This is a genomic window from Pseudomonas sp. EA_35y_Pfl2_R111 (genome assembly GCF_963970955.1).
Taxonomy (GTDB): Bacteria; Pseudomonadota; Gammaproteobacteria; order Pseudomonadales; family Pseudomonadaceae; genus Aquipseudomonas.
Window position 1 is genome coordinate 580,411 of record NZ_CAXAOM010000001.1, and the last position, 15,485, is coordinate 595,895.

The 15,485-nt window shown below is 60.2% G+C and carries 13 protein-coding genes; 9 read left to right on the forward strand and 4 right to left on the reverse strand.

Going from position 1 to position 15,485, the window contains the following annotated elements; all coding sequences use genetic code 11:
* Positions 1–61: 61 nt before the first annotated feature.
* Complete coding sequence (locus AACY25_RS02955; RefSeq protein WP_339522413.1) at positions 62–1,267, forward strand: aminotransferase class V-fold PLP-dependent enzyme; 1,206 nt, start codon at positions 62–64, stop codon at positions 1,265–1,267.
* Positions 1,264–1,698, forward strand: a complete 435-nt coding sequence (locus tag AACY25_RS02960) for a SufE family protein (protein ID WP_339522414.1) — start codon at positions 1,264–1,266, stop codon at positions 1,696–1,698. Before AACY25_RS02955 ends, AACY25_RS02960 begins: the two co-directional genes overlap by 4 nt.
* Here AACY25_RS02960 and AACY25_RS02965 read toward each other — a convergent pair.
* Both AACY25_RS02965 and tcdA read right to left on the reverse strand, forming a co-directional pair.
* Positions 1,677–2,438 carry a substrate-binding periplasmic protein gene (locus AACY25_RS02965; protein ID WP_339522415.1) on the reverse strand — a complete coding sequence of 254 codons (762 nt, stop codon included), beginning with the start codon at positions 2,436–2,438 and terminating at the stop codon, positions 1,677–1,679. The two genes, AACY25_RS02960 and AACY25_RS02965, sit on opposite strands and share 22 nt — an antisense overlap.
* A gap of 116 nt (positions 2,439–2,554) precedes the next feature.
* Entirely contained in the window at positions 2,555–3,376 is an 822-nt protein-coding gene (gene tcdA, locus AACY25_RS02970) for a tRNA cyclic N6-threonylcarbamoyladenosine(37) synthase TcdA (RefSeq protein ID WP_339522417.1), read from the reverse strand.
* 240 nt (positions 3,377–3,616) lie between these two features.
* Here tcdA and AACY25_RS02975 point away from each other — a divergent pair, with 240 nt between their 5' ends.
* From AACY25_RS02975 to AACY25_RS02990, 4 genes are all read left to right on the forward strand, one after another.
* The gene (locus tag AACY25_RS02975; RefSeq protein ID WP_339522418.1) at positions 3,617–6,211 is read left to right on the forward strand and encodes a glycosyltransferase; all 2,595 of its coding nucleotides are present in this window, start codon (positions 3,617–3,619) and stop codon (positions 6,209–6,211) included.
* Between the two features lie 93 nt (positions 6,212–6,304).
* Positions 6,305–7,459 carry a succinyl-diaminopimelate desuccinylase gene (dapE, locus tag AACY25_RS02980; protein WP_339522419.1) on the forward strand — a complete coding sequence of 385 codons (1,155 nt, stop codon included), beginning with the start codon at positions 6,305–6,307 and terminating at the stop codon, positions 7,457–7,459.
* A gap of 146 nt (positions 7,460–7,605) precedes the next feature.
* On the forward strand, positions 7,606–8,409 hold the full coding sequence (locus AACY25_RS02985) for a putative RNA methyltransferase (protein WP_339522420.1): 804 nt from the start codon (positions 7,606–7,608) through the stop codon (positions 8,407–8,409).
* A 2-nt stretch (positions 8,410–8,411) separates the two neighbouring features.
* Complete coding sequence (locus AACY25_RS02990) at positions 8,412–8,783, forward strand: hypothetical protein (RefSeq protein WP_339523806.1); 372 nt, start codon at positions 8,412–8,414, stop codon at positions 8,781–8,783.
* A 192-nt stretch (positions 8,784–8,975) separates the two neighbouring features.
* Here the strand turns inward: AACY25_RS02990 and fadD1 are convergent, their stop codons facing one another.
* Both fadD1 and fadD2 read right to left on the reverse strand, forming a co-directional pair.
* Positions 8,976–10,664 (reverse strand): long-chain-fatty-acid--CoA ligase FadD1, encoded by a 1,689-nt coding sequence (fadD1, locus tag AACY25_RS02995; RefSeq protein WP_339522421.1) that lies wholly within the window; start codon positions 10,662–10,664, stop codon positions 8,976–8,978.
* A 381-nt stretch (positions 10,665–11,045) separates the two neighbouring features.
* Positions 11,046–12,734 (reverse strand): long-chain-fatty-acid--CoA ligase FadD2, encoded by a 1,689-nt coding sequence (fadD2, locus tag AACY25_RS03000; RefSeq protein ID WP_339522422.1) that lies wholly within the window; start codon positions 12,732–12,734, stop codon positions 11,046–11,048.
* A gap of 343 nt (positions 12,735–13,077) precedes the next feature.
* Between fadD2 and AACY25_RS03005 the strand changes: the two genes are divergently transcribed.
* From AACY25_RS03005 to AACY25_RS03015, 3 genes are all read left to right on the forward strand, one after another.
* Complete coding sequence (locus AACY25_RS03005; RefSeq protein WP_339522424.1) at positions 13,078–13,806, forward strand: substrate-binding periplasmic protein; 729 nt, start codon at positions 13,078–13,080, stop codon at positions 13,804–13,806.
* A gap of 72 nt (positions 13,807–13,878) precedes the next feature.
* A complete protein-coding gene (locus AACY25_RS03010; RefSeq protein ID WP_339522425.1) occupies positions 13,879–14,841 on the forward strand; it encodes an alpha/beta hydrolase in 963 nt (320 codons plus the stop codon).
* Positions 14,838–15,308, forward strand: coding sequence for a MaoC family dehydratase (locus tag AACY25_RS03015; RefSeq protein WP_339522426.1), 471 nt, complete (start codon positions 14,838–14,840; stop codon positions 15,306–15,308). Before AACY25_RS03010 ends, AACY25_RS03015 begins: the two co-directional genes overlap by 4 nt.
* Positions 15,309–15,485 lie beyond the last annotated feature (177 nt).

The following is a 15,485-nucleotide window of genomic DNA, read 5'->3' on the forward strand; positions in this document are numbered from 1 at the left end:
CGGGCCCATGCCCGGCCTGTCTATTTATACTCAACAGACAGTTCCTACGGTGCCGAAGCCAATGTCACTGATCTCACCCTGGCGTGCTGACTTCCCTGGTGTCCAGGCCCTTGCGGCCGAAGGCCAGACCTATCTGGACAGCGCCGCCACCGCGCAAAAACCCCAGGCCATGCTCGATGCTCTGCTTGGCTATTACGCCGGTGGCGCAGCCAATGTGCATCGCGCCCAGCATGTACCGGGCGAGCGCGCCACCCGTGCCTTCGAAGCCACTCGCGAAAAGGCCGCACGCTGGCTAAATGCGCCCGACGCGCAACAGATCATCTTTACCCGTAGCGCCACCGAAGCCTTCAACCTGCTGGCCTACGGCCTGGAGCAGCGTTTACAACCTGGCGACGAGATCGTTATCAGCGCGCTAGAACATCACGCCAACCTGCTGCCCTGGCAGCAACTGGCACTGCGCCGGCAGCTCAAGCTGGTGGTGCTGCCACTGGATCAGCATGGATTGATCGATCTAGCCCAAGCGGCGCAGCTGATCGGCCCGCACACCCGCCTGCTAGCGGTCAGTCAGCTGTCCAATGTGCTCGGTTGCTGGCAACCGCTTGAGCAACTGCTCGCCATGGCACAGGCGCAAGGCGCGCTGACTCTGGTCGATGGCACCCAGGGTGTGGTGCACGGTCGTCAGGACGTGCAGGCACTGGGCTGCGATTTTTATATCTGTTCCAGCCATAAGCTCTATGGCCCGGATGGCGTCGGCCTGCTTTATGGCCGCACGCAGGCCCTGGAGCAGCTGGCGCATTGGCAGTTTGGCGGCGAGATGCTGTTGCACACCGACTACACCAGCGCCAGCTTTCGTCCTGCGCCACTGGGTTTTGAGGCCGGCACGCCGCCAATTGCCTCGGTGATCGCCCTTGGCGCCAGTCTGGATTACCTGAGCAGCCTCGACGCCAGCACCGTCAGCGCCCACGAAACAGCGCTGCATGCAGAGCTGATCGCCGGACTGCAGCAGCGCCAAGGCGTGCGCCTGCTCGGCGCGCCTAACGTCGCCCTGGCCAGTTTTGTGGTCGACGGCGTGCATAACGCCGACCTCGCCCACCTGCTGACCGAACAGGGAATAGCCGTGCGCGCCGGCCATCACTGCGCGATGCCGCTACTGCAGGGCCTTGGTCTGAGCGGGGCAATTCGCGTATCCCTAGGGCTGTATAACGATGGCGGCGATCTGCAGCGCTTCTTCAGCGCTCTGGATCAAGCGCAGGAGCTGTTGCAGTGAGCCACCTGCCCGCCAGCGCCCAGACTGCGTTACAGGCCTTTAGCGCCTGCGCCGGCTGGGAACAGCGCGCACGCCTGTTGATGCAATGGGGCGACCAGCTGGCCCCGCTCAACGACGCAGAGCGCTGTGAAGCCAACCAGGTGCAAGGCTGTGAAAGTCAGGTGTGGCTACTGGCCGAGCGCGACGGCGCGCACTGGCAGTTTCGCGCCAGCAGTGATGCTCGACTATTGCGCGGCCTGCTTGCGCTACTGCTGGCACGGGTCAACGGCCTGGGACAAGACGAACTGATAGCGCTGGATCTTGCCGATTGGTTTACCCAGCTCGGCCTCGCCCGCCACCTGTCGCCCTCCCGCAGCAACGGCCTGCAGGCTGTGCTGACACGGATGCAGCAATTGTTGGATACGGCCGATCAGGGCTCCGTCAGCCACTGATCGGCATCACCTGAATACAAAGCCTGCTGCAAACGCTCCAACTCGCCATTTTCGGCCAGGCGACGCAAGCCGGCATTGAACACCTTGCGCAATCGATCAGCCTTGGCATCGCCCTTGCGAAATAGCAGGTGCAGCGGCTCGGTGTTCAACGTACGCGGGTGGTGGGTAATTGTCGCGCGCGCTTCAGGGCTGAACATCCGCCGCAGCATGGCGTAGCCCACCGCGCGATCCTGCGGATGAAAATCCACCCGGCCCAACTCCAGCAGCCGAAATCCGGTGTCCTCCTTGCCGCTCTGCTGCACCGTCAGCGCCCCACTCTGCACCGCCGCATCAAACTCCGGGCCATAGGAATAGCCCAGAGTGGTGGCGATGCTAAAGGCATCGAGGTCGTCGATAACATTCCAGTTCAGCTGCTGGTCGGTGCGCTGGAACAGCACAATTTCGCCTTGCACCACGGGATCACTGCACTCACTGATGCGCCGCCGCGAGGCAGAGCAGGAGTAAGGCATAACCGCATCCAGCCCGCCCTGTTCGAGCATCAGCAAATTACGGTCCCAGGGGTAATAGACGAATTCAACCTGATAACCCGCCGCCTTGAAGATATCGCGCACCAGTCGCGACAAGGCGCCACCATCGGTACGCTGTTGATCGACATAGGGCACCCAATCACCGGTTCCAACCCGTACAACCGGATGGGCATAAGCATTCAGGCAAGCGAAAAACGCTGCACACAGCAACATAGATCGCGGGAGATGACGTAACACATGACGCAGCAGGGACAACACAGCACACCTCAGAAGAGAATCACCAGCACATCCCTGCTGAACATCGACCGCAATCGGCCATTCTTTAAAGCTTAGTTAACATCATCATGTGCGGGCCGCCGCTCCGCCGGCCGCCGCGTACCAGCGACCAATTTATCGACGATGCGCGCGGCGGCCACCATGCCAAACGTTGCGGTCACCATCATCACCGCGCCAAAGCCACCGGCGCAGTCGAGCTTGACCCCTTCGCCGACAAAACCCTTGTACTGACACACCGTGCCATCGGGTTTGGGATAGCGCAGCTGCTCGCTGGAATACACGCACGGCACGCTGTAGTTGCGCCCCGGTGTACGTGAAAACCCATAGTCGCGGCGCAGGGTGGAACGCACCTTGGACGCCAGCGGATCGTTCCAGGTCTTGTTCAGGTCGCCGACCTGAATCTGCGTCGGGTCGATCTGTCCGCCTGCGCCGCCGGTGGTAATCACCTGAATCTTGCGGCGTTTGCACCACGAAATCAGCGCGGCCTTGGCGTTGACGCTGTCGATGCAGTCGATAACCGCATCAAGCTGCTCGGTGATGTAGTCGGCCATGGTTTCACGGGTAACGAAATCCGCTACCGCATGCACCACGCAGGCCGGATTGATTGCGCGAATACGCGCCGCCATCACCTCGACCTTGGGCTGGCCAATGGTGCTGTCGAGTGCATGCAGCTGGCGATTGCTGTTGCTGACGCAGACATCATCCAGGTCAAACAGAGAGATCTCGCCTACCCCGGAACGCGCCAACGCTTCAGCTGCCCAGGAGCCCACGCCGCCAATACCGACCACCGCCACATGCGCAGCCGCCAGCCGTTCGGCTCCTTGGCGGCCATACAGACGGGCAATTCCGGCAAAGCGTTGTTCATCCACAGGCATTCTTCTCTCTCGCTAACTACAGCGGCGCGCATTATAGGTAGCCGGCGGACAGCACCCAAGCGCTGTATCGCGCCAATGCGTGTTAACCGATGAACAGCAGTGGCACTTAGCCACAACAGGAACCTTCCACGCGCACGACCGTCCCATCAACATGCCCTAGCTATACAGCCCTGCGCCGGCGTAGCATGCGCCACCCGACGTCCGTCGCTTTTTATTGCCCCTTCGCTGGACCTGCACACTATGCCTTCGCGTAAGTTTGGACTGAACCTGGTCATGTTCCTGGCGATTGCCGCCCTGTTTACTGGTATTTGGGCGCTGTATAACCGCCCGGTAACGGCCCCCGATTGGCCAGAACAGATCTCCGGGTATTCATTTTCGCCCTTCCGCGCCGGGCAGAACCCACAGCAGGACACCTACCCCAGCGATGAGCAGATGCGTGCCGATCTGGAACTGCTGAGCACCCAGACCGACAACATCCGTACCTACTCGGTGGATGGCCCGCTGGGAAATATCCCTTTATTAGCCGAAGAGTTTGGCCTGCGCGTGACCCTGGGCATCTGGATCAGTCCGGACTTGGAGCGCAATGAGCGGGAAATCGCCAAGGCCATCGAGATTGCCAACAATTCACGCAGCGTGGTGCGTGTGATGGTCGGTAACGAGGCCCTGTTCCGCAGTGAAGTGACGCCAGAGAATCTGATTACCTATATCAAGCGTGTACGCGCTGCGGTCAAGGTGCCTGTCACCACTTCCGAGCAATGGCACATCTGGCAGGATCATCCGGAACTGGCGCAGCACACCGATCTGATTGCCGCACACGTGCTGCCCTACTGGGAGTTCGTACCCATGGAGGACTCCACCGAGTTCGTCCTTGAGCGCGCCAAAGACCTGAAGAAGCTCTTCCCGAAAAAGCCCCTGCTGCTCTCCGAAGTTGGCTGGCCGAGTAATGGCCGTATGCGCGGTGGTGCCGATGCCTCACAAGCGGACCAGGCGATCTACCTGCGCACCCTGGTCAACGCGCTGAACGCTAAGGGCTACAACTATTTCGTCATTGAAGCGTTCGACCAACCCTGGAAGGCCAGCGATGAAGGCTCGGTGGGGGCTTACTGGGGCGTATATAACCTCGAGCGTCAGGCCAAATTCGCCTTCGAAGGGCCGGTGGTGGCGATTCCACAGTGGCGCTTGCTGGCCATCGCCTCAGTAGTACTGGCGCTGCTTAGCCTGGCCATGCTGCTGATCGACGGCAGCGCTCTACGCCAGCGTGGGCGTACCTTCCTGACGGTTGTGGCCTTCGCTGGCGGCTCCGCTCTGGTGTGGATCGGTTATGACTACAGCCAGCAATACAGCACCTGGTTCAGCATCCTGGTCGGCCTGCTGCTAGGTATCGGCGCCTTCGGCGTGTTTATCGTCCTGCTCACCGAGGCTCACGAACTGGCCGAAACCGCCTGGACCCATGCACGCCGCCGGCCGTTCCAACCGGTCGTAACCGACACTGCCTACCGGCCCAAGGTGTCGGTCCACGTGCCCTGCTACAACGAGCCGCCGGAGATGGTCAAAAAGACCCTCGACGCTCTCGCCGCACTGGATTACCCGGACTACGAAGTCATCATCATCGACAACAACACCAAGGACCCGGCCGTGTGGGAGCCGGTAGAGGCGTATTGCAAAGTACTAGGCCCGCGCTTCCGCTTCTTCCATGTCGCGCCGATTGCCGGTTTCAAGGGCGGGGCGCTGAACTACATTCTGCCGCACACCTGTCCGAGCGCCGAAGTGGTGGCGGTGATCGACGCCGATTACTGCGTCGACAAAAACTGGCTCAAGTACATGGTGCCGCACTTCAGCGACCCTAAAATCGCCGTAGTGCAATCGCCGCAAGATTACCGTGACGGCAACGAAAACGTCTTCAAGAAACTCTGCTACGCCGAATACAAAGGCTTCTTCCATATCGGCATGGTGACCCGTAACGACCGTGACGCGATCATCCAACACGGCACCATGACTATGATCCGCCGCACCGTGATGGATGAATTGAAGTGGGCTGACTGGACCATCTGTGAAGACGCCGAACTGGGCCTGCGTGTGTTTGAAAAAGGTTACAGCGCCGCCTATGCCCACGAAAGCTTTGGCCGCGGGCTGATGCCGGACACCTTTATTGATTACAAAAAGCAGCGTTTCCGCTGGGCCTACGGTGCGATACAGATCATGAAAGGCCATGCCCGCAGCCTGTTCCTCGGCAAGGACTCCGAGCTCAAGACCGGTCAGCGTTACCACTTCGTAGCCGGCTGGCTGCCGTGGATTGCCGACGGCCTGAATATCTTCTTTACCGTCGGTGCGCTGCTCTGGTCGGCAGCGATGATCATCGTGCCGCAGCGGGTCGATCCGCCCTTGATGATCTTCGCCATCCCGCCCCTGGCGCTGTTCTTCTTCAAGCTGGGCAAGATTTTGTTCCTCTACCGCAAGGCCATGGGCGTCGATCTGGTGCGTTCATTCCAGGCGGCAGTAGCGGGCCTGGCGCTGTCGCACACGATTGCCAAAGCAGTGCTCTACGGCACCTTTACCAAGACCATCCCGTTCTTCCGCACACCAAAGATGGCCAGTAATCACGGCATCATGGTGGCCTTGGCCGAGGCCCGCGAAGAAGTGTTTATCATGCTGCTGCTATGGGGAGCGGCCGCAGGTATCAGCGTTGTCCAGGGCCTACCCAGCGCCGATGTGCAGTTTTGGGTGGCTATGCTGGTGGTGCAGTCGCTGCCCTACCTGGCGGCGCTGATCATGGCGCTGCTGTCGTCCTTGCCAGCGCCACAGGCAAGCGCGCAGCAAACGGTCGCTGCCAGCTGACACTGGCTATGCCCGAATGCTAGACGGCGGCCAAGGGCCGCCGTTTTGCTTTAAGATGGCGGCCTTTCCGCTTGATGCCGCCTTGGAGCCGCAATGACCGCCAACGCCACGCCCCTCTCCCCGACGCTGGAGCTTGCCTGCGAGCTGATTCGTCGCCCGTCCGTCACGCCGCTCGATGAAGGCTGCCAGGAACAGATGACGCGCCGCCTTGCCGCCTGCGGCTTCGTCATCGAGCCGATGCGGATCGAGGAAGTGGACAATTTTTGGGCCAGCCACGGCAGCCAAGAGGGACCCGTACTGTGCTTTGCCGGACACACCGATGTAGTGCCAACCGGCCCAGTACAAAACTGGCAGCACCAGCCATTCGATGCCCTGATCGACGAGCAAGGCATGCTCTGCGGTCGTGGCGCAGCGGACATGAAAGGTAGCCTGGCGTCGATGATCATCGCCGTTGAGCGCTTTGTTGCCGAATACCCGGACCACAAAGGCCGTATCGCCTTCCTGATTACCAGCGACGAAGAAGGTCCGGCGCATAACGGCACCAAGGCCGTGGTCGAGCGCCTGCGCGAACGTAATGAACGTCTGGACTGGTGCATCGTCGGCGAACCATCAAGCACCACCCTGGTTGGTGACGTGGTGAAAAACGGTCGCCGCGGCTCCCTCGGCTGCACGCTCACCGTACGCGGCAAACAAGGTCACGTGGCCTACCCACACCTGGCGCGCAACCCGATTCACCTGGCCGCGCCGGCCCTGGCCGAACTGGCTGCCGAGCATTGGGACGACGGCAACGCGTTCTTCCCGCCGACCAGCTTCCAGATCTCCAACCTCAACTCGGGCACTGGGGCGACCAACGTGATTCCGGGTGAGTTGAAAGCCATCTTCAACTTCCGCTTCTCGACTGAATCGACGGTTGAGGGCCTGCAGCAGCGTACTCAGGCCATCCTCGACAAACACGGCTTGGATTTTGAGCTCGACTGGGCACTCTCCGGCCTGCCTTTTCTCACTGAGCCAGGTGCCTTGCTCGACGCCGTAGCGGCCAGCATCAAGGCCGTCACCGGCCGCGACACCAAGCCCTCGACCAGCGGCGGCACCTCGGATGGGCGCTTTATCGCCACCCTCGGCACCCAGGTGGTCGAACTCGGCCCGGTGAACGCCACCATCCACCAGGTAGATGAACGCGTACTGGCCAGTGATCTGGATGTGCTGACCGAGATCTACTACCGAACCCTGGTCAATCTGCTCGCATGAAAATCCATGAACAAGCCTGCTACGCACCCCGATAGCTGCGTTGGGCGGTACTCGCTCCTCGCCTATCTATTTGATATGTCTCGTCGCTGCGTTCCGTCCGCCTTGCTCTCGGGGCGCTCGCGACGGCCTGTTAATGGATTTTTCGCATGCTGATCTGCCCTATCTGCCAGGCGGCGCTGCAAACGCTCGATAATGGCGTCACCTGCCCGGCCAACCACCGCTTTGACCGTGCGCGCCAGGGTTACCTGAACCTGCTGCCGGTGCAGCACAAGAACAGCCGCGACCCGGGCGACAACGCCGCCATGGTCGAGGCGCGGCGGCGATTTCTCGACGGTGGTCATTACGCACCATTAGCCAAGCGCCTGGCCGAACTGGCGGCCGGTTATAACCCGGCACGCTGGCTGGATATCGGTTGCGGCGAGGGTTACTACACCGCGCAGATCGCCGATGCCCTGCCGCATGCCGATGGCTATGCCCTGGATATCTCCCGCGAAGCGATCAAGCGCGGTTGCAAGCGCGCGCTCCAGCTCAATTGGCTGGTGGCGAGCATGGCCCGCGTGCCACTGAGTAATGCCAGCTGCCAACTGCTCGCCAGCGTTTTCAGCCCACTCGACTGGCAGGAAGCCAAACGCCTGCTCGCCCCCGGTGGTGGCCTGCTGCGTATGGGCCCGACCAGTGAGCATCTGATGGAGTTGCGGCAGAAGCTGTATGACGAAGTGCGTGACTACGATGATCAGAAGCACCTGGAGCTGATCCCGGAGGGCATGCGCCTGGCCCACAGCGAAACCCTGACCTTCAATCTGCACCTGCCGAGCAGCGAGGCCCGCGCCGACCTGCTGGCCATGACCCCACACGGCTGGCGCGCCAGCGCCGAACGCCGCGCCGCGGTAATCGCCGAACCATGCGACGTGACTATCGCCATCCGCTACGACTGGATCGAGAGACTATGACCATGCGCCAACCGGATATCGAGATTTACCTGAAAGACGCCGACCACACCGCCATTGGCGAGTGGCTGAACAGCGCACTAGGTAACTGCACGCCCTGGCAGCAGAAAGGCCAGACCTACAAATGCATGGCTGGCGACGTGCCCGTTACCTGGCTGCCAAAAGCCGTCGGCAAGTGGAACAGCCTGTTTCTGGAAAGCGACGCCACACCCTGGGCCGACGACCTGGCCTGCGCCCAGGCCGCCTTCGCCGCACTGAATGTTGAAGTGCGTTGCGCCCCCGGCGGCTGGCAGGAAGAAGAAAGTGACGAGCAAGCCGACCGCTGGATGCGTATCAGCGCCGACGGGGTAGAAGAAATCACCTGGCGCACCGCTTAACCGACCGCTGAAAACTACTGCACTCGGCTATTCAGCGTCGGAAGCAGCCTCAAAATGCTCATGTACAGACGTACACTCCGCTTTTTCGGCTACTTCCGCCTTGCCTAGCCATCGCTCGCTACGTTTTCAACGACCGGTTTATAGACGAGCACAAAAAACCCCGCCTAGGCGGGGTTTTGTTTAAACGGGCGTTTACTTCTTGCCCAGTTTCTTCAGCTCTTCGTCACGCAGTTCGCGGCGCAGGATCTTGCCAACGTTGGTAGTCGGCAGTACGTCGCGGAACTCGACAGCCTTGGGCACCTTGTAGCCGGTGACGTTGGCGCGCATGTGCTCCATAACCTGCTCTTTGGTCAGGGTTTCACCCGGCTTGACCACCACAAAGATCTTGATCGCTTCGCCCGACTTCTCATCCGGCACACCAATGGCTGCGCACTGCAGCACGCCCGGCAGCGTGGCGAGCACGTCTTCCAGCTCGTTCGGGTAGACGTTGAAGCCGGACACCAGAATCATGTCCTTCTTGCGGTCGACGATGCGCATGTAACCGTCTTCCTGGATCACCGCGATGTCGCCGGTCTTCAACCAGCCTTCGGCGTCGAGGATTTCGTCGGTGGCTTCCTGGCGCTGCCAATAGCCCTTCATCACCTGCGGACCTTTGACGCACAGCTCGCCAATCGAACCCAGTGGCTGCTCGACACCTTCGTCGTCGATTACCTTGCATACTGTCGATGGAACCGGAATACCGATGGTGCCAATCTGGATATTGCTGAACGGGTTGACCGAGGCCACCGGGCTGGTTTCGGTCATACCGAAGCCTTCGCAGATCGAGCAACCGGTCACCTGCTTCCAACGCTCGGCGGTCGCCAGTTGCAGCGCCATACCACCGGAGAAGGTGGCCTTCAGGGTGGAGAAGTCCAGCTTGCGGAAGTCCTCGTTGTTGCACAGGGCAACGAACAGGGTGTTGAGGCCGACAAAACCGGTGAACTTGTATTTGGCCAAGTCTTTGGTCATGGCTGGCAGATCACGCGGGTTGGTGATCAGCACGTTGTGCCCACCAATCAGCATCATTGCCATGCAATGGAAGGTGAAGGCGTAGATGTGGTACAGCGGCAATGGCGCGATCAGCACTTCGCTGCCTTCGCTCATTTCCGAGCCCATCAGCGCCTTGACCTGGAGCATGTTGGCGATCAGGTTGCGGTGGGTGAGCATCGCGCCCTTGGCCACGCCAGTGGTGCCGCCGGTGTATTGCAGCACGGCGATATCGCTATTGCTCGGCGCTGCATCCTTGGGTGCCTGGCCACGGCCTTTGCCCATGGCGGCGGTGAATTTGATGGCGTGCGGCAGGTTGTAGGCCGGCACCATCTTCTTCACATGCTTGACCACGGTATTGACCAGCAGGCGCTTGAGCGGCGAGAGCATGTCACCGACTTCGGTGATGATGACCGTCTTGATCCCGGTTTTCGGCAGAACCTGTTCAGCCAAATGGGCCATGTTGGCCAAGCTGACCAGAGCCTTGGCGCCGGAATCGTTGAACTGGTGTTCCATTTCCCGGGCGGTGTACAGCGGGTTGGTGTTGACTACCACCAGGCCGGCACGCAGGGCACCGAAGACTACAACCGGATACTGCAGCACGTTGGGCAGTTGCACGGCGATACGGTCGCCGGGTTGCAGGTCGGTGTTCTGCTGCAAGTAGGCGGCAAAAATGCCGGACAACTCGTACAGCTCACCATAGGTAATGGTTTTACCCATATTGCTGAAAGCTGGCTTGTCGGCGAAGCGTTGGCAGGACTCTTTCAGTACCGCCTGGATGTTCGGGTACTGGTCAGGATTGATTTCGGCAGCAATCCCAACGGGATACTTATCCTTCCAAAAGTTTTCGGTCATGGAAGCCCACTCCTCAGCAACAGCTTGATCTTCACCGCGCGTAGACGGTTGTTTATTGTAGATTTGCGTGTTTTCTGCGATTTGAACGGCAAAGAAATTGCCGGGAGCAATTTTGGACGTCGCACAGCGCCGGCCCCAAAAGGTGTGGTCGCCATGGATGATGGATCACAAAAAAGCCGCCCGAGAGTAGCAGCTTTGCCAAACAGCGACCAGCACCAATAAGCGCCGCAGCGGTCACAAAAGTGACCAACCACAAGCACTTGGTCACTTCTATAATTTCGCTGAAACAGGCGAGCTACAGGCGTTGCGCTAGAACGAAAGAGGTTCAGCGCAACCGCAGGTGGCCTGCGGAATGCGCTGAAACGGTCCGATTCTCAAAAATCAGGCGATATCGCGCAGCTCGCGACGCAGAATCTTGCCAACCGGCGTCATCGGCAGCGACTCACGGAAGACAATCTGCTTGGGCACCTTGTAGCCGGTGAAGTTTTCCTTGCAGTAGGCCTTCAGTTCATCGGCGCTTAGGCTGCTGTCGCGGGCCACTACAAACAGTTTGACTGCTTCGCCAGACTTCTCGTCCGGCACACCGATGGCCGCGCAGCTGGCGACCTTCGGGTGGGCCATGACCACATCCTCGATTTCGTTGGGGTACACGTTAAAGCCGGAGACGATGATCATGTCCTTCTTGCGATCGACGATGCGCACGAAACCGTCCGGGTCGATCACCGCCACGTCACCACTCTTGAACCAACCCTCGGCGTCCAGCACCTCGGCGGTGGCTTCTTCGCGGTTCCAGTAGCCTTTCATTACCTGCGGGCCCTTGATGCACAGCTCGCCACGCTCGCCCAGCGGCTGCTCGACGCCATCATCATCGATGACCTTGAACGCCGTGCCCGGCACCGGAATGCCCACAGTGCCCAGACGCGCCTTGTCGCCGTAGGGATTGGTGCTGGCCACCGGTGAGGTTTCGGTGAGGCCATAGCCTTCAACCACGGTGCAGCCAGTCATCGCCTGCCAACGCTCAGCGGTGGCTTTGACCAGAGCGGTGCCGCCGGAATTGGTGACCTTGAGCTTGGAGAAATCCAGCTTCTGGAACTCGGGGTTATCCATCAGCGCAACAAACAGCGTATTGAGGCCCAGCAACGCGGAAAACTGCCACTTGCCCAGCTCCTTGACGAAGCCTGGGATGTCACGCGGGTTGGTGATCAGCACGTTGTGGTTGCCGTTAACCATCATGCACATGCAGTTCGCGGTGAAGGCATAGATATGGTACAGCGGCAGCGGCGCGATCATGATTTCCTGGCCCTGCTTCATCAGCGGGGTGCCATCGTTGCCCAGCTGCGACAGGCAGGCATCGACCTGCAGCATATTGGCCACCAGGTTGCCGTGGGTGAGCATCGCGCCCTTGGCCACGCCCGTGGTGCCGCCGGTGTATTGCAGCACGGCGATGTCTTCCTGGCCGACTTTGACCGGTTTCAGTGCATGACCATGACCCTGCTTGAGGGCGTCCTTGAACGCCACCGCCTGCGGCAGGTGGTAATCAGGGACCATCTTCTTGACCTTCTTGACCACGGTGTTGACCAGCCAGCCTTTCAGGCTTGGCAGCATGTCACCCATCTTGGCTTCGATCAGGTAGTCGATCTCGCTATCCGGCAGCACATCCTGCACCAGCTTGCCGAACATGTTCAGGTACACCAGCGCGCGTACGCCGGCATCCTTGAACTGGTGGCGCATCTCGCGGGCGGTGTACAGCGGGTTGGTGTTGACCACAATCAGCCCAGCGCGCATGGCGCCGAACACGGCAATCGGGTACTGCAGCACATTAGGCATCTGCACGGCGATGCGCTCGCCCGGCTGCAGATCAGTGTGCTTTTGCAGGTAGGCGGCAAAGGCCGCCGAGAGCCGATCCAGCTCGGCATAAGTCAGGGTCACGCCCAAGTTGCTGAAGGCGGGCCGGTCGGCGAACTTCTTGCACGAGCGCTCGAACACCTCAATCACCGACTTATAAGCCCCCAGGTCGATGTCATTGGGTACGCCGGCCGGGCGTTTGTCGCTCCAGAAATCAGGCTGCATTATTTTTATCCTCTTGCCCTGAAATGATCCTAATCCGCGCAAGAGGGTGCTTACAAAAGTAGCGAGCGATGGCCATGCAAGGCGAGATCAGCCGAAAAAGCGGAGTGTACGAATTGTACACGAGCATTTTGAGACGCCGTGTCTCGGGCGGGGCTCAACGCAGCATGAGCGAGCGCAGTATTTTGTAAGCACCCTCTAGCGGAGTTGGCTGGAAGTTAACAGCTAACGTCAAACAGGCAAATAGCCAGGCAGCGTCATTGACGCACTGAATCTTGCAGCTCCGTGTGGAACTATCCTGCCGCGCCGCCTATAACCAATCTGCCTCTTCAGCTTGTGGTCGTTCATGCCTATCGTGCTATTCGCTGCAACATTGCTATTACTCTTCGCGCAATCGGCGCAGGCCGAACCACAGCTGCGCATGGCCACCCTGGAATACCCGCCCTACAGCTCTGAACATCTACCGGATGGCGGCAGCATCGTCGCCCTAACCCGCCGCGCCTTTGCTGTGCGCGGCTATCCGCTGCAGATCGATTTTCTACCTTGGGCGCGGGTACGCGTGGAGTTGGCCAAAGGCAACTACCAGGGTGCGCTGGCGCTATGGCCCAAGGAAGTCAAAGAAGAAAGCCTGCAGCCCTCGCGCCCGCTGTTCTACAGCGAGCTGGGTTTGTTTATCCGTAACGACTATCCGCTGCAATTCAGCCAGCTGCAGGAACTGCGCGGCAAAACCCTAGGCATTGTGCGTGGTTACGGCTACCCACAGCATATTCTTGACGCTGGGCTGACACTGGAATACGCCGTGGACGACATCAGCAACCTGCGCAAACTCAATGCCCGACGCTTCGACATGGTGCTGCTCGAGCGCATTGTCGGTAATCACCTGATCGCCCACGATGAGCAGCTGCGCGGCAAGCTCAGCTGGCACGGCAATGTGCTGGAGCGCATCCCGCTACTGGTCGGCTTTACTCCGAAAAGGGCCGGCGAGCCGGACTGGAGCCAGGTGTTTGAACAGGGCCTTCGCGACCTGCACAGCAGCGGCGAATATATGCAGATACTGCGCGACCATAACCCTTAAGCCCGCGCGGACTTTGCGCCGCGCTGCGCGGGGTGCACAATGCGCAGCTTATGCAGGCTTAAGGGATTCGCCATGCTCCACCAAGCGTTCTGGCTCAACAGCACCGATGCAGCGCCCCTCTACGTCAATCGTTGGTACGCCGAACAGCCGCCCAAGGCGCTGCTGATGGTCGCTCACGGCATGGCCGAACACAGCGGGCGCTATGCACGCCTGGCCGAAGCGCTGGTGGCGCAAGGTTTCGAGGTGTATGCGCATGATCAGCGCGGGCATGGCAAAACCGCCGAACATGGTCTACTTGGCCACTATGCCGACAGCAAGGGCTGGGAGCTGGTGGTCAATGACCTGGCCAACCTCAACCACCATATACGCCAGACCCACCCGCAAACGCCGATCTTTCTGCTTGGCCACAGCATGGGCAGCTATATCGGCCAGGCCTACCTGATGCAGCACAGCTGCAGTCTGCAAGGGGCAATTCTCTCCGGCTCCAACTACCAGCCCGTGGCGCTGTACCGCATCGGCCAATTGCTGGCGCGCTTCGAGCGCTGGCGGCAAGGCCCGCAGGCTTACAGCGCCCTGCTCGAATTCGCCTCATTCGGCTCATTCAATAAAGCCTTCAAGCCCAACCGTACTGCCTTCGACTGGCTGAGCCGCGACCCGCTGGAAGTCGATAAATACGTCAACGACCCGCATTGCGGCTTCCGCTGCAGCAACCAGCTGTGGGTCGACCTGCTCGGTGGCCTGCAACAGATCACCCCGCTGCAGAGCCTGGCGCAGATCGACAACAGCCTACCGCTGCTGGTGATTGGCGGCGCCTGTGACCCGGTCAGCGACGGCCATCGTCAGCAAGACCTGGTCAATGCCCTGCAAGCCTCCGGCAACCCGCATGTGCAGGTGAAAATCTACCCGGACGCGCGTCACGAGCTGCTCAACGAGAGCAACCGCGACGAAGTGACCGCCTACATCATCGACTGGTTGCAACAGGCACTCAGCCAACCGCGCCAGCGCCATCTACAGAGCCAAGAGAGTCATCCATGAGCCAAAGCAGCAACACGCCCTACGACGCCCTCGAAGTCGGCCAGACGGCCAGCTACAGCAAGACCGTCAGCGAACGCGATATCCAGCTGTTTGCCGAGGTATCCGGCGACCATAACCCGGTGCACCTGGATGCCGAATACGCCGCCACTACCATGTTCAAGGAGCGTATTGCTCATGGCATGTTCAGCGGCGCATTGATCAGCGCCGCCGTGGCTTGCGAGCTGCCTGGCCCAGGCACCATCTATCTCGGCCAGAGCATGCGTTTTACCGCACCGGTAAAACTCGGTGACACCCTCACCGTGCGCCTGGAAATTCTCGAAAAACTCCCGAAATTCCGCGTGCGCGTGGCCACTCGTGTGTTCAACCAGAACGATGAGTTGGTGGTGGACGGCGAAGCGGAAATTCTAGCCCCACGTAAAGCACAGACTGTTGAACTGACTAAGTTGCCGCCGATCACCATCGGCTAAGAACTTGCCTCGGATCTGCTGCGCGTCGGCCCTGCGGCGTTAAAAACAGGCTCGGAATGCTCATGTACAAAAGTACACTCCGCTTCCTCGCCTGTTTTTGCCTTGCAGGACTCTAGCTCGCGAGATCCCAAACACGTTCTAAGCTTGCTGCCTCAGGCCGCTGCCTGCGGCGGTGCA